This is a genomic window from Alteromonas sp. G5_S2_22_S1 (assembly GCF_054968525.1).
Window position 1 is genome coordinate 159,321 of record NZ_JBQKUJ010000008.1, and the last position, 22,407, is coordinate 181,727.

Genomic DNA, 22,407 nt, shown 5'->3' on the forward strand with positions numbered 1-22,407 from the left:
TTGGCATTGAGCAGTATCGTGCGCCGCAGTAAATTATTACTACTTGATTATCGTTACCCAACAAAAAAAGCCCCAGTTTGGTGAACCAAACGTGGGGCTTTAGCTATCGTGTTTTATGTGCGCTACTCAATCAGCTCGAGTTACCAAATTTTCACGCGTTCTTCCGGTGGTAAATACAACGCATCGTCTTCGGTCACGTTAAACGCTTCGTAGAATTCAGGTACGTTGCGCACTGCACCGTTAGTGCGGAACTTCGTAGGTGAATGGGTATCGGTTTGTACTTGGCTGCGCAAGGCTTCCTCACGGTATTTGCTGGCCCACACTTGTCCATAACCAATGAAAACACGCTGGTCGCCAGTGAAGCCGTCTAGTTCAGGGGCTTCTTCACCATCAAGCGACAAATGATAAGCTTTTAAAGCGATACTGATACCGCCAAGGTCACCAATGTTTTCACCGAGCGTATATTCACCGTTTACGTGTAAATCAGGCAAAACTTCAAATTGGTTGTACTGTTCAACCAAGTTTGCTGTGCGTGCTTCAAACTCGCCGCGATCTTCATCAGTCCACCAGTTTCTAAGTACGCCATCACCGTCGAACGTTGAGCCTGAATCGTCGAAGCCGTGACCAATTTCGTGACCAATAACCGCGCCAATACCGCCGTAGTTAACGGCATCTTCGGCGTTCATATCGAAAAACGGAGGTTGAAGGATAGCGGCTGGAAATACAATCTCGTTTAGCGGCGGGTTGTAGTAAGCATTAACCGTTTGCGGTGTCATTCCCCATTCATGGGTCCACACTGGTCCGCCTTGTTTCTTAAGCATTTCTTCGTAAAGTACGTCTGAAGAACGCTTAAGGTTTCCGAACAAGTCGCCGGCTTTAACCGTAAGGGCTGAATAATCTCTCCACTGGTCTGGGTAACCAATTTTTACGGTAAACTTAGATAGCTTATCTAAGGCTTGGGCACGGGTTTCATCCGTCATCCAGTCAAGGTTTTCAATACTTTCTTTGTACGCCAAGATCAGGTTATTTACCATTTCCATCATGCGTTCTTTCGCGGCTGGTGGAAAATGCTGCTTCACATAAACCTTACCAATAAGCTCGCCCACGTGGGCATTTGATAGACTCACCGCTCGGCGCCACTGTGGCTGCTGTTCTTCTACGCCGCGAAGTACTTTGCTGTAAAAGTTGAAGTTTGCTTCATCTAATTCAGCGCTTAGGCGACCGGCCGAAGCATTCAATAGGCCCCATTTAAGGAAGGTCTTCCAATCTTCTAGCGACGTTTCTGCAATAACACCATCAATGTTTTGCATATAGTCTTTTTGCAAGATACCTAATGAAGGAATGTCGCTAACGTCAGCTTCGGTAAGATAAGCGTCCCAGTCGAACTTAGGCATTAATGCTTTTAGCTCTTCAATGGTTAGCTTATTGTAGTTGGCGGCAAAGTTACGGGCTTGCTCTTTTTTCATGTGCAGTTGAGCTATTTTAGTCTCAAGTGCGAAAAGCATATCAGCGCTTTCTTTAGGCGCTTCGAAACCGGCTAATTCAAACATGGTTTGGATATGTTTAACGTAGGCATCACGGATAGTTTGTGATGATTCATCATCGTTAAAATAGTACTCACGTTCGGGCAGCCCTAAGCCCGATTGCCATGTATACATTAGATATTCTTTTGGCGATTTAAGGTCTGGGTACTGGGTAAGGCTAAAGGGTGTACCATATCCATAGCGTGCCGCATAGGCAAAATATTCAGCCAAATCTGTGTAGTCTTCAATGGTGTCTATTTTTGCAAGCTCTGGCTTAAGGGGCGTGGTACCCAGCTCATTACGCGTTTCCATGTCCATATAAGCACGGTAAAAGTCACCCACTTTTTGCTCATCGCTTCCGGCTTTAAAGTCGCCTTCGGCCGAGGACTTAATGATATCCATAACGTGATCTTGCGCTTCGTCGCGAAGAATAACGAACGCGCCATAGCTAGATTTATCTGCTGGTATTTCAAAATTATCAAACCACTTGCCGTTTACGTAGCGGAAAAAGTCATCACCTGGGTCAACAGACAGGTCCATATTCTCTTTTATGACACCTGATGAAAGCTGTTGTTGGGCTTCTTCAGTGGCCGCGCTTTGTGACTGTTGTTCTGTTGATGAATTTTGTGGGCTACAAGCTGTTAAGGCCAGTGCCACGCTTAAGCTTAAAACGCTACGTAACATATGGGGCTTCCTTTTTTAATTCTATTGAGCAGTTATTAACGCTGCTTATTGTTCTTAGCGTGTGATGAAACCCGTTTTATTTCTTCTGCTGAAAAGCAAAAGTGATACGGACACGCTTTTTGTTTTTTCTCGCTAACTTTTAGCATGGCGGTGGTAATAGAAAAAGTGTTTATAGTGAAAATACACAGCTTGTAACAACTTGTAAGGCTAAATTCGCTATAGTGCTTTTGTTCTGTCCTCATCACAACATTCAAGGATCGGCTATGGAGTTACACAATACCCCTTTTGATAGCGTATCACCTTGCGAGTACGCCGACGCGCTGCCAAGGAATCAGTTCATGCATTACGCGATAAAACCTTTGTGGGAAGATATGCCTCGCATTGCAGGGCCGGCATTCACCGTAAAGTGTGAGCCCGGTGATCACCTTATGCTGCATGCGGCCATCTATCGCGCAAGTCCTGGTGATATTATTGTGGTGGAAGCCGACGATGAATTTGCTGTGGCCGGTGGTAATGTATGTGCTATTGCGCAATCGCGCGGAATAAAAGGTTTTGTTATTGATGGCGTCATTCGCGATATTGCTGAAACACGGGACAATGCGTTTCCTGTTTTTGCCCGCGGTGTTGTGCCTAAGCCGGGAGCGAAAAAATGTATCTCGCCACTTAATCAGACAATATCTTGCGGTGGCGTAACCGTGGAAGGGGGAGATATTATTGTTGCAGATGAAGAGGGGATTGCGGTTATACCGCAGGCAGAAGCACTTGGCGCGTTTGAAATAGCAAGACAACGCGCAGACAAAGATAGCGCAATGTCTCTTGAACAATGGCAAGCCGAACATTCAGAAAAAGTAGAAAGTATTCTTGCTAAGCTGGGTTATGAAGACTGAATTAAACCCTAGTTAGCCTTTTGCCACGTTGTCCGCCTTTATCCGTATGGGGCGTGCAGCGTAAAATGGGCCGATGCAAAACTTTTTTATCGCGGAGTTCTTGCAATATCGATAAATATTAAGCGATTTTAAACCGGCTTTGCGGTGAAATACGCCGCAAAGTTCAACACCTTCCCTTATATCGTGTAGAATTGTGACCCAGCATTTTGGGGCATACGTAAACGTGCTCTGTCATTGAATTAAAAACGAGTTCTACATGTTTTCATTTTTCGAAAAGCTTACCCAGCCTTTTCCTGATACGTCTCCTAGTCAACCGCCGAAGGGTTTAGTGGCTTTTTGTAAGTATTATACTCAAGGCATGTGGGGCGTGATCCTTACTGTTTCCGTGCTCAGTGCAATCGTTGCCATGCTAGAAGTGGCACTGTTTGGCTTTCTAGGGCAGCTGGTAGACTGGTTCTCCGAGCAAAATCGCGAGACATTTTTGGCTGACCAAAAGTTTACGCTTATTGGGATGGGGGTTACGGTACTTGTTCTTATTCCCCTGTTTATATTGCTTCGCTCCCTATTTTCCCGTCAGTCTTTAATGGGGAACTACCCCATGCGAATTAGATGGCAAGCCCATCGGTATTTACTGGGGCAAAGCTTAACCTTCTTTCACGATGAATTTGCAGGGCGTGTAGCCACCAAAGTCATGCAAACCGCACTATCGGTGCGAGAAACCGTGACCAAGGTACTCGACCTGTTGGTGTATATCAGCGTGTACTTTATCTCGATGGTGGTACTCATCTTTAGTACAGACTGGCGTTTAGCCATGCCGCTTATTGTATGGTTTTTTGTCTATATTGGTATTTTGAAGGTATTGGTACCCAAACTAAAAGAAGTGTCTCAAAAGCAGGCCGATGCACGCTCGCTAATGACAGGGCGTATTGTGGATAGCTACACCAATATCACTACCGTCAAACTGTTTTCTCATAGCCGCCGAGAGGCCGACTATGCCAAAGAAAGCATGGATGGTTTTCTGCAAACCGTTTACCCGCAAATGCGTTTAGTGACGGTATTAGAATTCTGTGTGGAAATGGCTAACGCTATTCTCATTTTTACCATAGGTGCATTATCTGTGTATCTATGGATGGAAAATATCGCAAGCCCTGGTGACATTGCTATTGCTATTAGCCTTTGTTTACGACTGAACGGTATGTCGCATTGGGTGATGTGGGAAGTCTCTGGGCTATTTGAAAACTTAGGCACAGTGCAGGACGGCATGAATACCTTAGCACAACCTATCGCCGTAAAAGACAAGCCTAAGGCCGACGCGTTACAAGTCAACGGTGGTGGTATCAAGTTTGATGATGTGAACTTCTCATACTCGGGCGCAGACGATAAGCCAATTGATGTTTTTACCAATTTAGACTTGACCATTAAGCCAGGCGAAAAAGTGGGCTTAGTAGGGCGCTCTGGGGCGGGTAAATCGACCTTGGTTAATTTGCTTATGCGTTTTTACGACACCCAAAGCGGCCGTATTATTATTGATGGGCAAGACATTACCCACGTCGGGCAAGAAACCCTACGCGCCAAAATTAGCATGGTGACCCAAGACACCTCCCTAATGCACCGTTCGGTACGAGATAATATTTTATATGGCCGTACTGATGCGACGGAAGAGGATATGATTCGCGCAGCCAAACAGGCTGAAGCACACGACTTTATTCTCACCCTTACCGATAGCTACGGAAGAACAGGGTACGACGCCCATGTGGGGGAACGCGGCGTGAAGCTTTCAGGGGGGCAACGTCAGCGTATTGCTATCGCCCGCGTGTTGTTAAAAGATGCGCCAGTGTTGGTACTTGACGAGGCGACCTCGGCGCTCGATTCAGAGGTAGAGGCAGCCATTCAAGCGTGCTTAGATAAAGTAATGGAAGGCAAAACGGTTCTCGCCATTGCCCACCGTTTATCGACCATAGCCCAAATGGACAGGCTTCTGGTGCTAGATAAAGGCAGTATTGTAGAGCAGGGGACGCACGCGGAGCTTATCGCACACAACGGTATTTATGCCAAGCTATGGGCACATCAAACGGGCGGTTTTATTGGCGTTGAATAGGTGGCATTCTAAATGGAAAGCAATCGCAGATGGGAGAGATAAACCGCTTGTATCTTGAAAGTGGTTAAGTATAATACGCGTCCCTCCCTTGCGATACCGCACTTTCCTTAGAAAAGACGCACAACTCCCAAGGGCAGTGTAAGTAAATTTTGTCTTTTAGACACCACAGGGGTGTAGTTCGAATTGGTAGAACAGCGGTCTCCAAAACCGATGGTTGGGGGTTCGAGTCCCTCCACCCCTGCCAAATTTACTTAATCTACGAATTTTAAATTGCGCCTTCAAAAAGCGCGTAAAACAACGACGCTGTAGTGCTAGGATCGTAACATGAGCGAAAAGACGGAAAATCAGTCCAATGCGTTGGACATGTTTAAATGGGTAGTGGTTTTTGCACTACTTGCCGGTTTAGTAACCGCTAATACAATGTACGGTGAGATTTCGGTACTATACCGTGCCATCGCGATTGTTGTAGTTGTTGGTATAGCTGGTTTCATCGCGGCAACGACTGAAAAAGGTAGTACCTTCTTGAGCTTTGCTAAAGAGTCTCGCACAGAAGTTCGCAAAGTAGTATGGCCAACCCGTCAAGAGGCGAACCAAACTACCCTTATCGTACTTGCAGCGACGTTAGTTATGGCACTAATTTTATGGGGACTAGACGGCATCATCGTTCGTGTAGTTGGCTTTATTACTGGAATAGGAGCATAAACGTATGTCTGAAGAAGAAGCAGTAAAGAAAAGATGGTACGTAGTTCAAGCCTATTCGCAATACGAAGCTCGCGTTAAAAAGACGTTGCTTGAATACATTAAAATGCACAACATGGAAGACTACTTCGGTCAGGTACTAGTACCAACAGAGGAAGTTGTTGAAATGCGTGCAGGTCAAAAGCGTAAATCTGAGCGTAAGTTCTACCCGGGTTATGTATTGGTAGAAATGGCGATGACCGAAGAGTCATGGCACTTAGTGAAAAGCGTACCTCGCGTACTAGGTTTCATCGGCGGCACCTCTGACCGTCCTATGCCAATTACGCAGAAAGAAGCAGACGCTATCCTAAATCGTCTTGAAGAAAACGTTGATAAGCCAAGACCGAAAACATTGTTCGAGCCAGGCGAAGTGGTTCGCGTTACCGACGGTCCATTTGCCGACTTCAATGGTGTGGTAGAAGAAGTAGACTACGAAAAGAGCCGCGTAAAAGTATCGGTACTTATCTTCGGTCGTTCTACACCAGTAGACCTAGAATTTGGTCAGGTAGAAAAAGGCTAAGCCTTTATAAATATTCAAAAAAAGACGGTTTGACCGTCTTTTTTTATGCCTGGAATTTGGGGGCACGATAGGCAATGTACGTTCAATTGAACCTTAAATTACGAACAACATGGCTAACAGTATCGAGGTAAAAACAAATAAATAATGCAAAATGTGGCCATAACATTGTGCAAATCTCTTGGTATCAGCACACGACGCCCAAAAACCGACTCTGCAAAACTTTTTTTAGCGCGTAGTTAATTAACCCTGTCCCACAAAACCATATTAAAAACGATGTCACTGCGACTACTCTTTATAATTTATTCGATTCTTTGCAAGAAGCGTATAAAGCCAGATTGAAACTCCGACAGCGGCAATAACCAAGAGCCATTTATAGCTCTGATTTACGAACACCCCAATAGTGAGTGTTGTGATAAATGAAAAAGTGGATACTACTACCTGCTTTATTTTTACCGTGTCGAGTTTGCTAGTTTTAAGTTTTGGTCTAAGCAAAAGAACCCACAAAATAATACCAATGCAAACTTGATGGAATAAAAGTAATAGGTGGTTATTTGCAATAAACGCACTAAAGGATAAAAGGCCCAACATGGCACATGCCATGTAAAGCCTTGCTAACGGTGTTAATTTCACTTATTCATCCAACGTTTCATTGTAATCTGATATTGCATCGGCTGCTCCAACAATAGTACCGACACCAGTTCCGATAAGGCCACCTAATAGTGCACCGAAAGGGCCAGCATAAGCACCAAGTGCAGCACCTATACTTGCACCTGTAGCAGCACCTTCGAAACCTCCTTTAAAAGCGGCTTGTGAAATATTGCCTCCAGAGACGGTGTCGATTTGCTCTTCGGTGAGTACTAACGGATTATTCATCATCAGTAAAATACTCCCAAGCAGCTCCTAGGGCAGCGCCTGTAGCAATTGCGCCTACAGCAACAGGAAAGGTTACAGTAAATCCGACGGCAACGGCAACGCCAACGCCAGTCGCGCCAATACCACCTCCAGTTAAGCCCCCTGATGCAATGTCCCAGCCGTCACCACCTGAAATCTGGTCTAGTTCTTGTTGCGTAAGTAACTCCATTTATATTCCTCCATATTTGCTATTTTGTTTATATATTTGCGTATTAACGCGTTAAAAACTTTCACCTATTTAAAAAAGAAAAAATACTGACCTTTCGGTGGTTTTTTATTCTAAATAGCCCTTGCATAGTAATTAATCACCTTATATAATGCGCGCCCTTTTAAACGGAAACGGGAAGCCGATTGAGCAAATAATCTCTGTATTTGCGAGGCGTTAGACCCAAACAAGAGAGCATGTAAAATGGCTAAAAAAGTAAGCGGTATTATTAAGCTTCAGGTTGCAGCTGGCGCTGCTAACCCAAGTCCACCGGTTGGTCCTGCACTAGGTCAGCACGGTGTGAACATCATGGAATTCTGTAAGGCTTTCAACGCGAAAACAGAAAGTCTTGAGAAAGGCGCTCCGGTACCAGTAGAAATTACGGTATACGAAGATCGCTCTTTTACATTCGAAACTAAGACTCCTCCTGCGTCTTACCTGCTTAAGAAAGCAGCGGGCATCAAGAGTGGTTCTGGCCGTCCTAACACTGAAAAAGTGGGTACTGTTACTCGCGCTCAGTTGGAAGAGATCGCTAAAACTAAAGAGCCAGACCTTACTGCAGCTGATCTAGATGCAGCGGTACGCACTATCGCGGGTTCTGCTCGCTCAATGGGCTTGAACGTAGAGGACTAATCGAATGGCTAAATTAACTAAACGCGCTCGCCTAGTACGCGACAAAGTTGACTCTACTAAAGAGTACGAAATCAACGAAGCAGTAGCGCTTCTTAAAGAACTAGCAACAGCTAAGTTCGCAGAAAGCGTTGACGTATCTGTTAACCTTGGCATCGATGCGAAGAAATCTGACCAAAACGTTCGTGGTGCAACTGTACTACCAAACGGTACTGGTAAAGACGTTCGCGTTGCAGTATTCACTCAAGGTGCAAATGCTGAAGCAGCGAAAGAAGCGGGTGCGGACATCGTTGGTATGGACGACTTAGCTGAGCAAGTTAAGAAAGGCGAAATGAACTTTGACGTAGTAGTTGCTAGCCCAGACGCGATGCGTGTTGTTGGTCAACTAGGTCAAATCTTAGGTCCACGTGGCCTTATGCCTAACCCTAAAACTGGCACTGTAACGCCTGACGTTGCAACGGCAGTTAAGAACGCTAAAGCTGGTCAGGTACGCTACCGTAACGATAAGAACGGTATCATCCACGCTAGCATCGGTAAGATTGCGTTCGAAGCGAACCAAATACAAGAAAACCTTGAAGCGCTACTTGAAGCATTGAAGAAAGCTAAGCCTTCTTCTGCTAAAGGTACATACATCAAGAAGATCAGCCTAAGCACGACAATGGGTGCTGGTGTTGCTCTTGATAAGGCTTCTGTAGGTCTTTAATTTCGCTGAGCGAATGCTCATCGAAATCTCTTAAAGGTTATGGGTTGGAGCTGTGTAAATTAGCAGTGCTAATAAACAGCTCCCGTCCTAGACCGCAGGTGCGGTGTGGTGAAAGAGGTAAGAGAACTTTCACAGTCAACACACTGCTTAATAGAACAACCTGCGCAGACGGTGGTTTGACTCAGACTCTCTGGGGTAACAAACACCGTAGAGCGGTATCGACCATGAGGGTTGGTATCAATCTGTGAACCCTGACCGCGCAAGTAGGTAACTACGAACAAGGTCAGATACAAAGAGGTGAACTCAGTGGCACTAGGTTTAGCAGCAAAAAAAGAGATCGTAGCAGAAGTTTCTGAAGTTGCGTCTCGCGCTCTATCCGTAGCCGTTGCTGAATACCGTGGGATGGAAGTTAGCGATCTGACTGAGCTACGTGTTAAAGCTCGTGAGCAAGGCGTATACCTTAAGGTTGTACGTAATACTCTTGCGAAGCGTGCTCTAGCAGACAGTCAATTTGCAGACTTAGACAGCGCCTTAACTGGTCCGCTTATCTATGGTTTCTCTATCGACGCACCAGGCGGTGCGGCACGTCTTTTCAAAGACTTCGGTAAGACTAACGATAAGCTTAAAGTTACTGCACTTTCAATTGGTAGTGGTCTTCTTGGTCCAGAGAAATTGGACGCAGTTGCAGCTCTACCTACCCGCGACGAAGCGCTTGCGAAACTACTTGCAACCTTCAAAGCACCAGTTGGGAAATTCGTTCAAACAATCAACGAAGTTCCTGGCAAGTTTGTGCGCGTATTGGCGGCGGTCAAAGACACCAAGTAATTGGCGTTTTTGGCATATTGATTTTTTTAACATTTTATACCCAGGAGTTTAGAGAACATGGCTCTAACTAAAGAAGATATCTTAAACGCAATCGCTGAAATGCCGGTAATGGAACTGGTAGAACTAATTGAAGCGGCTGAAGAGAAATTCAACGTATCTGCTGCAGCTGCTGTTGCTGTTGCTGGTCCAGCTGCTGGCGGCGACGCTGCTGCTGCAGAAGAAAAGACTGAATTCGACGTTGTAATGACTTCATTCGGTGGCAACAAAGTTGCAGTTATCAAAGCAGTTCGCGGCGCGACTGGCCTAGGTCTTAAAGAAGCTAAAGAAGTAGTTGAGTCTGCTCCTAAAGCTATCAAAGAAGGCGTAAGCAAAGATGAAGCTGAAGCACTTAAGAAAGAGCTTGAAGAAGCTGGTGCAGAAGTAGAAATCAAGTAATCTGACGTAGTCAGATTATTGCCTGAGACGGCAAGGCTGGTGGTTTTTTGAACCACCAGCCTTTTTGCGCTGTATAGTGTGTAGAAACTAACCCTTGGTTACACTACTTAAAGCGCCATTCGGAAATACCCATAAAAAGCATAAAAATCCAACAAGTTAACTAATAATTGGTTAAATTTTGTTGTATGCTGGTGTATCTGCCCGAAAAAGGGTTGTGGAAGTTTGTTGCTTAGTGCGCCATTTGAAACGCAGCTTTTAGCCCATAGCACGCGTTTTAAAGCATTTTGCAGCAGGTTGGGTCATAAATCAGCAGGCTGAGGAACCCATGGTTTACTCTTATAGCGAAAAGAAACGTATCCGTAAGGATTTTGGCAAACGCCCACAGGTATTGGAAATTCCATACCTTCTTTCAATTCAGCTTGATTCTTTCAAAAAGTTTATTGAGACCGATCCGGAAGCTCAATACGGTTTGGAAGCAGCATTTCGTTCCGTTTTTCCAATTAAAAGCTACTCAGGTAGTTCAGAGCTTCAGTATGTAAGCTACCGCCTGGGAGAGCCAGTTTTCGACGTTAAAGAATGTCAAATTCGTGGCGTAACTTTCTCTGCTCCATTAAGAGTAAAACTACGGTTAGTGTTGTTCGATAAAGACGCTGCCCCAGGTACCGTAAAAGATATTAAAGAACAAGAAGTGTACATGGGCGAGATCCCATTGATGACAGAGAACGGTACGTTCGTTATCAATGGTACTGAGCGTGTTATCGTGTCACAGCTACACCGTTCACCTGGTGTATTCTTTGATCACGACAAAGGTAAAACCCACTCGTCAGGTAAAGTGCTATATAACGCACGTGTAATTCCTTACCGTGGTTCGTGGTTAGACTTTGAGTTTGACCCGAAAGATAACCTATTTGTACGTATCGACCGTCGTCGTAAGTTGCCTGCAACGATTATTTTACGCGCACTTGAAATGACGTCTGAAGAAATCCTAGATACTTTCTTCGACAAAGTTAATGTACGTATTGATAAAGACAAGTTGATGATGGAAGTGGTGCCAGATCGCCTACGTGGTGAAACGGCTGCATTTGACATTATCGATGGCGAAGGCAACGTGGTTGTTGAAACCGGTCGTCGTATCTCAGCGCGTCATACACGTGCGCTAGAGAAAGCGGGTCTTAATGAGCTTGAAGTTCCAGCTGATTACCTAATTGGCCGCGTATACGCCGCTACTTACGTAAATGAAGACACTGGCGAAGTTATTGTAAGCGCGAACGAAGAACTTACCCTTGAAAACCTAGCGGCACTTAGCCAAGCGGGCATCAAAGAGTTCGAAACGCTTTACATTAACGAACTCGATCACGGTTCATATATCTCAGATACACTGCGTATCGACTCTTCAACTAATCGCTTAGAAGCGCTAGTTGAAATCTACCGTATGATGCGTCCTGGTGAGCCACCAACAAAAGACGCAGCAGAAACCTTGTTCGATAACTTGTTCTTCTCAGATGAACGTTACGACCTATCTTCTGTTGGCCGCATGAAGTTCAACCGCCGTTTAGGTCGTGAAGAACTTATTGGTTCAGGCACACTAGATAAAGAAGACATTATTTCTGTAATGAAGCAGCTAATAATGATTCGTGACGGTAAAGACGAAGTCGATGATATCGATCACCTAGGTAACCGTCGTATCCGTTCTGTTGGTGAAATGGCAGAGAACCAATTCCGCGTTGGTCTTGTACGTGTAGAGCGTGCAGTTAAAGAGCGTCTAAGCTTAGGCGATCTAGACAACGTAATGCCACAGGACCTAATCAACGCTAAGCCTATCTCGGCTGCGGTTAAAGAGTTCTTCGGTTCATCTCAGCTTTCTCAGTTCATGGACCAAAACAACCCGCTATCAGAAGTAACGCACAAACGTCGTATTTCTGCATTAGGCCCGGGTGGTCTTACACGTGAACGTGCAGGCTTCGAGGTTCGAGACGTACACCCGACCCACTACGGTCGTCTATGTCCAATCGAAACGCCGGAAGGCCCGAACATCGGTCTAATTAACTCATTGGCAAGCTTCGCGCGTACCAATGACTTCGGTTTCTTAGAAACGCCTTTCCGTCGTATTGTTGACGGTGTGGTAACAGACGAAATCGATTATTTATCTGCAATTGAAGAAGGTCAATTCGCAATCGCTCAGGCTAACATTGCGTTGACTGAGAATGGCGAGTTGGTTGACGACCTAATTCCTTGTCGTCACCGCGGTGAAACTACTTTGATGCCGACTGAAGACATCAAATACATGGACGTTTCACCACAGCAAATCGTTTCAATTGCGGCAAGCATTATTCCATTCCTAGAGCACGATGACGCAAACCGTGCACTTATGGGTGCGAACATGCAACGTCAGGCAGTACCTACACTACGCGCTGATAAGCCGCTAGTTGGTACCGGTATGGAAAGAACTATCGCGGTTGACTCAGGTGTTACTGTAGTTGCTAAGCGCGGTGGTGTGGTTGACTATGTTGATGCCAGCCGTATCGTAATTAAAGTAGACGAAGATGAAATGCTTCCAGGTGAAGCAGGTATCGATATCTACAACCTGACTAAATACACGCGTTCTAACCAGAACACTTGTATCAATCAGAAGCCTACCTGTAGCGTTGGCGACCCGATTGTTACTGGTGACGTGCTAGCTGACGGCCCTTCAACAGACCTAGGTGACCTTGCACTTGGTCAGAACATGCGTATTGCGTTCATGCCTTGGAATGGTTACAACTTTGAGGATTCAATCCTTATTTCTGAGCGTGTAGCACAGGAAGACCGTTTCACTACAATCCACATTCAAGAGCTTAGCTGTATCGCTCGTGATACTAAGCTTGGGCCAGAAGAGATTTCTTCTGATATCCCGAACGTGGGTGAATCTGCACTAAGCAAGCTTGATGAATCAGGTGTTGTTTACATTGGTGCGGAAGTGAAAGGCGGTGACATCCTAGTAGGTAAAGTAACGCCTAAAGGTGAAACTCAGCTTACGCCAGAAGAGAAACTACTACGTGCAATCTTCGGTGAAAAAGCGTCTGACGTTAAAGATACGTCGCTACGTGTACCTAACTCTGTTCACGGTACCGTAATTGACGTTCAAGTATTTACCCGTGACGGTGTAGAGAAAGATAAGCGTGCGCTTGAAATTGAAGACATGCAGCTACGTCAGGTTAAGAAAGACCTTACTGACGAGTTCGAAATTCTTGCAGACGGTATTTTTGCTCGTGCAAAAACTGCGCTTCTACGTGCTGGTGTTGACCAAGCTAAGCTTGACAGCCTACCGCGTGAAAAGTGGTTTGAAATTGCACTTAACAGCGAAGATGCACAGCTAGAGCTAGACCAAATCGCTGATCAACACGCTGAAATTAAAGCGGACTTCGATAAGAAGTTTGAAACTAAGCGTCGTAAAATCACACAAGGCGATGACCTAGCGCCTGGCGTACTTAAGATTGTTAAGGTTTACCTTGCGGTTAAGCGTCACATCCAACCGGGTGACAAGATGGCCGGTCGTCACGGTAACAAAGGTGTTATCTCGACTATCCAGCCTGTAGAAGACATGCCATACGATGCTAACGGTACGCCGGTAGATATCGTTCTTAACCCACTAGGTGTACCGTCTCGTATGAACATCGGTCAGATCCTAGAAACGCACTTGGGTATGGCTGCACACGGTCTTGGTGTGAAGATTGATCGCATGATTAAAGAGCAGCGTGAGCTGGCTGAACTGCGTGAGTTCTTGAAGAAGGTGTACGAGCTTGGTGAAAATCACCAAGAAGTTGACATCGATAACTTCACAGACCACGAAGTACGTCGCTTAGCGGAAAACCTTCGTAAGGGTGTTCCAATTGCAACACCAGTATTTGATGGTGCTCGTGAATCTGAAATCAAAGAAATGCTGAAGCTTGCTGATATTCCAGAAAGCGGTCAGATTTCATTGTTCGACGGTCGTACCGGTCGCGAGTTCGAGCGTCCAGTTACGGTTGGTTACATGTACATGCTGAAACTGAACCACTTAGTAGACGACAAGATGCACGCGCGTTCTACGGGTTCTTACAGCCTTGTTACACAGCAGCCTCTTGGTGGTAAAGCACAGTTTGGTGGTCAGCGCTTCGGTGAGATGGAAGTGTGGGCACTTGAAGCATACGGTGCAGCATATACCCTTCAGGAAATGCTTACTGTTAAGTCAGATGACGTTAACGGCCGTACCAAGATGTACAAGAACATCGTCGATGGCGATCACAGAATGGAACCTGGCATGCCAGAATCATTCAACGTACTACTTAAAGAAATTCGCTCGTTGGGTATCAACATCGAGCTTGAAGAAAAGTAATACGGCAATCGCCGCGTAATGTTATGAGATGGCCCGGCGCTTGCGCCGGGTTCTAGAGACTGACTCCGCTGGGAGAGTAATGTGAAAGACTTATTAAAGTTTCTAAAGCAACAAAACAAGACCGAAGAATTCGATAATATTCGAATCGGTCTGTCTTCACCTGACATGATTCGTTCATGGTCATTCGGTGAAGTTAAAAAGCCTGAAACAATTAACTACCGTACGTTCAAGCCTGAGCGTGACGGTCTGTTCTGTGCGCGTATCTTCGGTCCGGTAAAAGACTATGAATGTCTTTGCGGCAAGTACAAGCGCCTTAAGCACCGTGGTGTTATCTGTGAGAAGTGTGGCGTTGAAGTTACACTGACTAAAGTACGTCGTGAGCGTATGGGTCACATCGAGCTAGCTAGCCCGGTTGCACACATCTGGTTCCTTAAATCACTTCCGTCTCGTATCGGCTTAATGCTTGATATGACACTTCGTGATATCGAACGCGTACTTTACTTTGAATCATACGTGGTAACAGAGCCAGGTATGACGACCCTTGAGCGCAGCCAACTTCTTAACGAAGAAGAGTACTTGGATGCACTTGAAGAGCACGGTGATGAGTTTGATGCGAAGATGGGTGCTGAAGCAGTATTCGATCTTCTAACAGTACTTGACGTAGACGCAGACGTTGCGGCTATGCGTGAAGAGCTGCCTTCAATCAACTCTGAAACGAAGCGTAAGAAAATTACTAAGCGTCTTAAGTTGCTTGAGTCATTCCAGCAGTCTGGCAACAAGCCAGAGTGGATGATTATGACGGTACTTCCGGTACTTCCACCGGACCTTCGTCCTCTAGTTCCACTAGATGGCGGCCGTTTTGCAACGTCTGACCTTAACGACCTATACCGTCGTGTAATTAACCGTAACAACCGTCTTAAGCGTCTTCTAGACCTAGCTGCTCCAGACATTATCGTACGCAACGAAAAGCGTATGCTTCAAGAGTCTGTTGATGCGCTTCTAGATAACGGACGTCGTGGCCGTGCGATCACTGGTTCTAACAAGCGTCCACTTAAGTCGCTTGCAGACATGATCAAGGGTAAGCAAGGTCGTTTCCGTCAAAACCTTCTTGGTAAGCGTGTTGACTATTCTGGCCGTTCTGTAATTACCGTTGGTCCAACGCTACGTCTTCACCAGTGTGGTCTTCCTAAGAAGATGGCACTTGAGCTATTTAAGCCGTTTATCTACGGTAAGCTAGAAGGTCGTGGTCTTGCGACAACAATTAAAGCAGCTAAGAAGCTTGTAGAGCGCGAAGCACCAGAGGTTTGGGACGTACTAGATGACGTTATCCGCGAACACCCGGTACTACTTAACCGTGCACCTACACTTCACCGTTTGGGTATCCAAGCATTCGAACCTACACTAATCGAAGGTAAAGCGATTCAGCTTCACCCGCTAGTGTGTGCGGCGTATAACGCCGACTTCGATGGTGACCAAATGGCGGTACACGTACCGTTGACGATCGAAGCACAGCTAGAAGCACGTGCACTTATGATGTCAACGAACAACATCCTGTCGCCAGCGAACGGTGAGCCAATCATCGTACCTTCACAGGACGTTGTATTAGGTCTTTATTACCTGACGCGTGACAAAGTAAACGGCTTAGGCGAAGGCATGGTATTTACCAGCCCGAATGAAGCAGAAAAAGCATACCGTACAGGTAATGCGGAGCTTCACTCACGCGTTAAAGTACGTATTACTGAGTACGACATCGATGAAGATGGCAACAAAACTGAGAAAGTAACGCTTACTGACACTACTGTTGGTCGTGCAATTTTCTCATTGATCCTTCCAAAGGGTCTACCGTTTGAAATCATCAACCAAGCCATGGGTAAAAAGCAGATTTCAAGACTATTGAATGCTTGCTACCGTACGCTAGGCTTGAAAGATACAGTAATTGCTGCTGACCAAATCATGTATACCGGTTTCCACTACGCGATGATCGCGGGTGCGTCAGTTGGTATCGACGATATGGTAATCCCTGCTGCTAAGAAAGAAATCATCGACGCGGCAGAAGCAGAAGTTATCGAAATTCAGGAACAGTTCCAAAACGGTCTTGTTACCGCGGGTGAGCGTTACAACAAAGTTATCGATATCTGGTCAAATGCCAACGAAAAAGTTGCTAAGGCCATGATGGATAACCTTAAGACTGACATCGTAATTAACCGCGATGGCGAAGAAGAAGAGCAGCAATCATTTAACTCTGTTTACATGATGGCCGACTCGGGTGCTCGTGGTAGTGCCGCTCAGATTCGTCAGCTAGCAGGTATGCGTGGTCTGATGGCTAAGCCAGATGGCTCAATCATCGAAACCCCAATTACAGCGAACTTCCGTGAAGGTCTGAACGTACTACAGTACTTCATCTCTACTCACGGTGCGCGTAAAGGTCTAGCGGATACCGCACTTAAGACAGCTAACTCGGGTTACCTAACACGTCGTCTAGTAGACGTTGCACAGGACTTGGTAATCACTAACGACGACTGTGGCACATTCGAAGGTGTTCAAATGACACCACTAATCGAAGGTGGTGACGTTGTTGAACCACTTCGCGAGCGTGTACTAGGTCGTGTAGTTGCTGAAGATGTTATTAAGCCTGGTACTGATGAAGTATTGGTAGAGCGTAATGTACTACTAGACGAAGCGCTAGTAGACATGCTTGAAGCCAACTCTGTTGACCAAATCCAAGTACGCTCTGTTATCACGTGTGACAACGACTTCGGTGTTTGTGCTAAGTGTTACGGTCGTGACCTTGCACGCGGTCACATGGTCGGTAGCGGTGAATCGGTTGGTGTTATTGCAGCACAATCAATCGGTGAGCCTGGTACACAGCTTACCATGCGTACGTTCCACATCGGTGGTGCGGCATCAAGAGCATCAGCGGAAAACAGCGTACAAGTTAAAACAGCGGGTAGCCTTAAGCTACACAACGCGAAGTTCGTACGTAACTCTGACGGCAAAGTGGTTATCGTTTCTCGCTCAACAGAACTTACTGTTATCGATGAGCAAGGCCGCGAGAAAGAGCGCTATAAAGTACCTTACGGTGCAGTACTTAGCGTGGATGACGGTGCAACTATTGCAGCTGGCGACGTTGTTGCTAACTGGGATCCGCATAGTCACCCAATCATCACTGAACGTGCAGCTAAGATTAGCTTCGCAGACATTGATGACTCTAACACAGAGATGCAGCAGGACGAGCTTACTGGTCTAACCCGTATCGTTGTTAAAGACCTTGCTAAAGTTAACTCTAAAGAGCCTAAGCTAATTCTTGAAAGCGACGAGTTCGGTCTTCAAGAAATTCGTCTTCCAAGCTTCACAACGATTGAAGCGAAAGAAGGCAAAGTAGCTAACGAAGGTGACGTGCTTGCACGTATTCCTCAGGAAAGCTCGAAGACTCGTGATATCACCGGTGGTCTACCGCGCGTTGCGGACTTATTTGAAGCACGTAAGCCTAAAGAGCCTGCAATTCTTGCAGAAATCTCAGGTACTATCGGCTTCGGTAAAGAGACCAAAGGTAAGAAGCGTCTTGTAATTACACCAGCTGAAGGTGATGCATACGAAGAGATGATTCCTAAGTGGCGTCAGCTTAACGTGTTCGAAGGTGAGAAAGTGGAAAAAGGCGAAGTTATCGCCGACGGTCCAGAGTCTCCACACGATATCCTGCGTCTACGTGGTATCTCAGCAGTAGCAAACTACATCGTGAACGAAGTTCAGGAAGTATACCGTCTACAGGGTGTTAAGATTAACGATAAACACATCGAAGTAGTTATCCGTCAGATGCTACGTAAGTGTGTTATCACTAGTCCTGGCGATACGCAGTTCCTTGAAGGCGAACAGGTTGAAGTATCGAACGTTAAAGTGGCGAACCGTGAAATTGAAAAACTCGGTAAGATTCCAGCGCAGTACGAAACACAGCTGCTTGGTATCACTAAAGCGTCACTGTCTACTGAGTCATTTATCTCAGCAGCATCGTTCCAAGAAACAACCCGTGTGCTAACTGAAGCTGCGGTTCAAGGTAAAGAAGATGACCTACGCGGTCTGAAAGAAAACGTAATCGTTGGTCGACTCATTCCAGCGGGTACCGGTTTCGCTTACCACGAACGCCGCGCACAACGTCGCAAAGAGCAAATCGAAGAAATGTCGGTATCTGCCGCTGATGCAGAACAGGCATTAACCGAAGCGCTTAATGCCGGTGCAGACGAAGATACTGCCGAATAAGGCAAGATCATAGGAGTACGTTAACGTACTCCTAACAAATTGGCATGTCAGGCTGACAGATTGCAGATAAATTAACTGCTTAAGCTTTGTACACCTTGACAGTCAGAGCGATGATCTTTAATATTCCGCGACCCGATTTTGGATAGCCATCAAATGGCTCGATAAACGGTCGCGGTTTTTCGTATCAGCGCTCAGTGAATATTGACGAGCACAATGTTCACAAAGAAGAGCGATTAATAGATTAATCGCATTAATATGGACCCAGTCGCAGTGATTGGGTTTTCGTAGTTTTTAATCAGGAGCTAGTTAATGGCAACAGTTAACCAGTTAGTGCGCAAGCCGCGTAGAAAGCCCGTTGAAAAAAGCAACGTAGCTGCTCTACAAGCTTGTCCACAAAGACGTGGTGTATGTACTCGTGTATATACTACTACGCCTAAGAAACCAAACTCTGCACTACGTAAAGTATGTCGTGTACGTCTAACTAACGGTTTTGAAGTTTCTTCATACATCGGTGGTGAAGGTCACAACCTACAAGAGCACAGTGTAGTACTTATCCGTGGTGGTCGTGTTAAAGATCTACCAGGTGTTCGTTATCACACAGTTCGCGGTACTCTTGACTGCGCAGGTGTAAACGATCGTAAACAAGCCCGTTCTAAGTACGGCGCGAAGAAGCCTAAGTCATAACGGTTCTCCGTTAGTAAGGCCAAACTGAAGTTTAAGAGTTTTGGGTTTTCCCTGAATTCATACGGAGAATAGAAAATGCCAAGAAGAAGAGTCGTAGGTCAACGTAAAATCCTACCAGAGCCAAAATTTGGTTCACAACTGCTTGCGAAATTCATGAATGTCGTAATGCTCGACGGCAAAAAGTCAGTCGCTGAAAGAATCGTTTACGGTGCGCTTGATATTGTTGCTGAAAAAACCGGCAAAGCACACCTAGATATCTTCGAGGAAGCGCTTGATAACATCCGCCCAACAGTAGAGGTTAAGTCTCGTCGTGTTGGTGGTTCAACTTATCAGGTTCCAGTTGAAGTACGTCCAGTTCGTCGTAACGCGCTAGGTATGCGTTGGATGGTAGAAGCTGCACGTAAACGTGGCGAAAAGTCTATGGCACAACGCCTAGCGGCTGAGATGTTAGACGCAGCAGACAACAAAGGTTCAGCGGTTAAGAAACGTGAAGACGTTCACCGCATGGCCGAAGCAAACAAAGCGTTTGCTCACTACCGTTGGTAATCAACGTTATTTAACTGAGAGAGATTTATGCCTCGTAAGACCTCGATTGAGCGTTATCGCAATATTGGTATTGTGGCTCACGTGGACGCGGGTAAAACCACGACCACAGAGCGTGTTCTGTTTTATACAGGACTGTCTCACAAAATCGGTGAAGTGCACGATGGTGCTGCTACCATGGACTGGATGGAGCAAGAGCAGGAGCGTGGTATTACTATCACGTCTGCTGCGACAACTTGTTTCTGGTCTGGTATGGAGCAACAGTTCGATCAGCACAGAATTAACATCATCGACACCCCTGGGCACGTAGACTTTACTATCGAAGTAGAGCGTTCATTGCGTGTGCTAGACGGTGCAGTTGTAGTTTTCTGTGGGTCTTCTGGGGTAGAACCTCAATCAGAGACAGTCTGGCGACAGGCTGACAAATATGAAGTGCCACGCCTTGTGTTCGTTAATAAAATGGACCGGGCTGGCGCTGATTTTGAACGTGTTGTGGGTCAAATCCGCAAACGTTTAGGCGCAAACTGTGTTCCGATTCAAATCAACATGGGCGCTGAAGAGAATTTCCATGGCGTCATCGACCTTGTGAAGATGAAAGCCATAAACTGGAATGAAGAAGACATGGGTATGACATTTACCTATGAAGACATTCCGGCTGAATATTTAGATACGGCTGAGCAGTACCGCACCGAGATGATCGAAGCGGCAGCAGAAGCATCTGATGAGCTGATGGATAAGTACTTGGAAGGTGAAGAACTGACCGAAGAAGAAATCCGTTTAGGCCTTCGTACGCGTACACTGAACAACGAAATTGTTCTTGCCACTTGTGGCAGCGCCTTCAAAAACAAAGGTGTTCAGGCAGTACTCGACTCTGTTATTCAATATCTTCCGTCTCCTACTGAAGTTAAGGCCATTACCGGTGTACTTGACGATAAAGACGAGACAGAAGCAGAGCGTCATTCAAGCGACGACGAGCCATTCTCAGCACTAGCATTTAAAATAGCGACTGACCCATTTGTAGGTACGTTAACCTTCTTCCGTTGCTATTCAGGTGTCGTAAATACGGGTGATACTGTATACAACCCGGTGAAAGGTAAACGCGAGCGCTTCGGTCGTATCGTGCAGATGCACGCAAAAGACCGTGAAGAGCTTAAAGAAGTACGCGCAGGTGACATTGCAGCGGCCATCGGCCTTAAAGATGTAACCACGGGTGATACCCTTTGCGACCCTAATAACGTTATTACGTTGGAGCGCATGGAGTTTCCTGACCCAGTTATTTCAATTGCGGTAGAGCCAAAGTCTCAGGCTGACCAAGAAAAAATGGGCATTGCCCTAGGTAAACTTGCAGCGGAAGACCCGTCGTTCAAAGTGAAAACTGACGATGAGACAGGGCAGACGATAATCTCAGGTATGGGTGAACTTCACCTAGATATCATTGTCGACCGCATGAAGCGTGAATTCAAAGTTGAATGTAACGTAGGTAACCCACAGGTTGCTTATCGCGAAACCCTTCGTAAATCTGTTGAAGTTGAAGGGAAGTTCGTTCGTCAGTCAGGCGGCCGTGGCCAATTTGGTCATGTATGGTTGCGCATTGAGCCTCAGGAAGAAGGTTCAGGCTACGAATTTGTGAACGAAATCGTCGGTGGAGTTGTACCAAAAGAGTTCATCCCAGCGGTCGATAAAGGAATTCAGGAGCAGATGCGAAGTGGTGTTCTTGCAGGGTATCCGGTACTAGATGTAAAGGTAACTTTGTTTGATGGTTCATACCACGATGTTGACTCTTCTGAAATGGCGTTTAAGATCGCCGGCTCTATGGGTTTCAAAAAAGGCGCCGCAGAAGCAAATCCGGTGTTACTTGAACCCACAATGAAAGTTGAAGTGACTACTCCAGAAGACTGGATGGGTGATGTAGTCGGTGACTTAAATCGTCGTCGCGGCATGATCGAAGGTATGGAAGATGGCGTAGCAGGTGTTAAAATAATACGTGCAAAAGTGCCGCTTTCAGAAATGTTTGGCTACGCAACTGATTTGCGTTCACAAACACAAGGTCGTGCTTCATACTCAATGGAGTTCTTCAATTATTCTGAGGCGCCTAACAATGTGGCGCAGGCTATTATTGAATCTAGAATTTAATCTAAATGAAGGTTCGGTCCGGTCTATTGGTGGGTCGGACTTTTAACTTAGGAAACGAGAAAAATGGCAAAAGAAAAGTTTGAACGTACGAAACCCCACGTAAACGTGGGTACAATCGGCCACGTTGACCATGGTAAAACTACGCTAACTGCAGCTATCACTACAGTTCTATCTAAAACTTACGGCGGTTCTGCTCAGGCGTTCGATCAAATCGATAACGCACCTGAAGAGAAAGCGCGTGGTATCACCATCTCTACTTCACACGTAGAGTACGATACT

18 protein-coding genes and 1 tRNA gene are annotated in these 22,407 nt (G+C 45.9%); 15 read left to right on the plus strand and 4 right to left on the minus strand.

What is annotated here, in order from left to right; all coding sequences use genetic code 11:
* Positions 1–140: 140 nt before the first annotated feature.
* Positions 141–2,207, minus strand: coding sequence for a M13-type metalloendopeptidase (locus ACTRWF_RS10890; RefSeq protein ID WP_462835546.1), 2,067 nt, complete (start codon positions 2,205–2,207; stop codon positions 141–143).
* Positions 2,208–2,470: 263 nt separating this feature from the next.
* Here ACTRWF_RS10890 and ACTRWF_RS10895 point away from each other — a divergent pair, with 263 nt between their 5' ends.
* The 5 genes from ACTRWF_RS10895 (at position 2,471) to nusG (ending at position 6,450) form a co-directional block, all read left to right on the plus strand.
* Positions 2,471–3,094, plus strand: coding sequence for an RraA family protein (locus tag ACTRWF_RS10895; protein ID WP_020746731.1), 624 nt, complete (start codon positions 2,471–2,473; stop codon positions 3,092–3,094).
* Between the two features lie 256 nt (positions 3,095–3,350).
* Positions 3,351–5,192: an ATP-binding cassette domain-containing protein gene (locus tag ACTRWF_RS10900; protein WP_462835547.1), complete on the plus strand. Its 1,842-nt coding sequence runs from the start codon at positions 3,351–3,353 to the stop codon at positions 5,190–5,192.
* 167 nt (positions 5,193–5,359) lie between these two features.
* Positions 5,360–5,436, plus strand: a tRNA-Trp gene (locus ACTRWF_RS10905).
* Positions 5,437–5,516: 80 nt separating this feature from the next.
* Entirely contained in the window at positions 5,517–5,894 is a 378-nt protein-coding gene (gene secE / locus ACTRWF_RS10910; RefSeq protein ID WP_020744440.1) for a preprotein translocase subunit SecE, read from the plus strand.
* Between the two features lie 4 nt (positions 5,895–5,898).
* Positions 5,899–6,450 carry a transcription termination/antitermination protein NusG gene (nusG, locus tag ACTRWF_RS10915; protein ID WP_015068310.1) on the plus strand — a complete coding sequence of 184 codons (552 nt, stop codon included), beginning with the start codon at positions 5,899–5,901 and terminating at the stop codon, positions 6,448–6,450.
* A 285-nt stretch (positions 6,451–6,735) separates the two neighbouring features.
* On the opposite strand, the gene ACTRWF_RS10920 is transcribed toward nusG, so the two are convergent.
* Genes ACTRWF_RS10920 through ACTRWF_RS10930 form a run of 3 tightly spaced genes read right to left on the minus strand, consistent with a single transcriptional unit; the run spans position 6,736 to position 7,531 of the window.
* Positions 6,736–7,080, minus strand: coding sequence for a hypothetical protein (locus ACTRWF_RS10920; RefSeq protein WP_015068309.1), 345 nt, complete (start codon positions 7,078–7,080; stop codon positions 6,736–6,738).
* On the minus strand, positions 7,081–7,326 hold the full coding sequence (locus tag ACTRWF_RS10925; protein ID WP_015068308.1) for a hypothetical protein: 246 nt from the start codon (positions 7,324–7,326) through the stop codon (positions 7,081–7,083).
* Entirely contained in the window at positions 7,316–7,531 is a 216-nt protein-coding gene (locus ACTRWF_RS10930; protein ID WP_141154710.1) for a hypothetical protein, read from the minus strand. Before ACTRWF_RS10930 ends, ACTRWF_RS10925 begins: the two co-directional genes overlap by 11 nt.
* 240 nt (positions 7,532–7,771) lie before the next feature.
* On the opposite strand from ACTRWF_RS10930, the gene rplK reads away from it, so the two are divergent.
* From rplK to ACTRWF_RS10980, 10 genes are all read left to right on the plus strand, one after another.
* The gene (rplK, locus tag ACTRWF_RS10935) at positions 7,772–8,200 is read left to right on the plus strand and encodes a 50S ribosomal protein L11 (RefSeq protein ID WP_015068306.1); all 429 of its coding nucleotides are present in this window, start codon (positions 7,772–7,774) and stop codon (positions 8,198–8,200) included.
* Positions 8,201–8,204: 4 nt separating this feature from the next.
* The gene (gene rplA, locus ACTRWF_RS10940) at positions 8,205–8,900 is read left to right on the plus strand and encodes a 50S ribosomal protein L1 (protein ID WP_020744434.1); all 696 of its coding nucleotides are present in this window, start codon (positions 8,205–8,207) and stop codon (positions 8,898–8,900) included.
* A gap of 306 nt (positions 8,901–9,206) precedes the next feature.
* On the plus strand, positions 9,207–9,725 hold the full coding sequence (rplJ, locus tag ACTRWF_RS10945; RefSeq protein WP_015068304.1) for a 50S ribosomal protein L10: 519 nt from the start codon (positions 9,207–9,209) through the stop codon (positions 9,723–9,725).
* A 57-nt stretch (positions 9,726–9,782) separates the two neighbouring features.
* The gene (rplL, locus tag ACTRWF_RS10950) at positions 9,783–10,160 is read left to right on the plus strand and encodes a 50S ribosomal protein L7/L12 (protein ID WP_015068303.1); all 378 of its coding nucleotides are present in this window, start codon (positions 9,783–9,785) and stop codon (positions 10,158–10,160) included.
* Positions 10,161–10,485: 325 nt separating this feature from the next.
* Positions 10,486–14,514: a DNA-directed RNA polymerase subunit beta gene (gene rpoB / locus ACTRWF_RS10955; protein ID WP_020744433.1), complete on the plus strand. Its 4,029-nt coding sequence runs from the start codon at positions 10,486–10,488 to the stop codon at positions 14,512–14,514.
* An 81-nt stretch (positions 14,515–14,595) separates the two neighbouring features.
* Positions 14,596–18,768: a DNA-directed RNA polymerase subunit beta' gene (rpoC, locus tag ACTRWF_RS10960; RefSeq protein ID WP_020744432.1), complete on the plus strand. Its 4,173-nt coding sequence runs from the start codon at positions 14,596–14,598 to the stop codon at positions 18,766–18,768.
* Between the two features lie 309 nt (positions 18,769–19,077).
* Positions 19,078–19,452 carry a 30S ribosomal protein S12 gene (rpsL, locus tag ACTRWF_RS10965; RefSeq protein WP_014951037.1) on the plus strand — a complete coding sequence of 125 codons (375 nt, stop codon included), beginning with the start codon at positions 19,078–19,080 and terminating at the stop codon, positions 19,450–19,452.
* Between the two features lie 75 nt (positions 19,453–19,527).
* Positions 19,528–19,998, plus strand: coding sequence for a 30S ribosomal protein S7 (rpsG, locus tag ACTRWF_RS10970; RefSeq protein ID WP_014980519.1), 471 nt, complete (start codon positions 19,528–19,530; stop codon positions 19,996–19,998).
* A 27-nt stretch (positions 19,999–20,025) separates the two neighbouring features.
* The gene (gene fusA, locus ACTRWF_RS10975) at positions 20,026–22,128 is read left to right on the plus strand and encodes an elongation factor G (RefSeq protein ID WP_015068300.1); all 2,103 of its coding nucleotides are present in this window, start codon (positions 20,026–20,028) and stop codon (positions 22,126–22,128) included.
* 63 nt (positions 22,129–22,191) lie between these two features.
* On the plus strand, positions 22,192–22,407 hold a 216-nt coding region (locus ACTRWF_RS10980), incomplete at its 3' end, for a GTP-binding protein (RefSeq protein ID WP_462835548.1).

Coding starts and splice junctions, on each gene's coding strand:
- ACTRWF_RS10890 (WP_462835546.1), bottom strand. CDS start 2,207: ATGTTACGTAGCGTTTTAAGCTTAAGCGTGGCACTGGCCTTAACAGCT.
- ACTRWF_RS10895 (WP_020746731.1), top strand. CDS start 2,471: ATGGAGTTACACAATACCCCTTTTGATAGCGTATCACCTTGCGAGTAC.
- ACTRWF_RS10900 (WP_462835547.1), top strand. CDS start 3,351: ATGTTTTCATTTTTCGAAAAGCTTACCCAGCCTTTTCCTGATACGTCT.
- secE (WP_020744440.1), top strand. CDS start 5,517: ATGAGCGAAAAGACGGAAAATCAGTCCAATGCGTTGGACATGTTTAAA.
- nusG (WP_015068310.1), top strand. CDS start 5,899: ATGTCTGAAGAAGAAGCAGTAAAGAAAAGATGGTACGTAGTTCAAGCC.
- ACTRWF_RS10925 (WP_015068308.1), bottom strand. CDS start 7,326: ATGATGAATAATCCGTTAGTACTCACCGAAGAGCAAATCGACACCGTC.
- ACTRWF_RS10930 (WP_141154710.1), bottom strand. CDS start 7,531: ATGGAGTTACTTACGCAACAAGAACTAGACCAGATTTCAGGTGGTGAC.
- rplK (WP_015068306.1), top strand. CDS start 7,772: ATGGCTAAAAAAGTAAGCGGTATTATTAAGCTTCAGGTTGCAGCTGGC.
- rplA (WP_020744434.1), top strand. CDS start 8,205: ATGGCTAAATTAACTAAACGCGCTCGCCTAGTACGCGACAAAGTTGAC.
- rplL (WP_015068303.1), top strand. CDS start 9,783: ATGGCTCTAACTAAAGAAGATATCTTAAACGCAATCGCTGAAATGCCG.
- rpoB (WP_020744433.1), top strand. CDS start 10,486: ATGGTTTACTCTTATAGCGAAAAGAAACGTATCCGTAAGGATTTTGGC.
- rpsL (WP_014951037.1), top strand. CDS start 19,078: ATGGCAACAGTTAACCAGTTAGTGCGCAAGCCGCGTAGAAAGCCCGTT.
- rpsG (WP_014980519.1), top strand. CDS start 19,528: ATGCCAAGAAGAAGAGTCGTAGGTCAACGTAAAATCCTACCAGAGCCA.
- fusA (WP_015068300.1), top strand. CDS start 20,026: ATGCCTCGTAAGACCTCGATTGAGCGTTATCGCAATATTGGTATTGTG.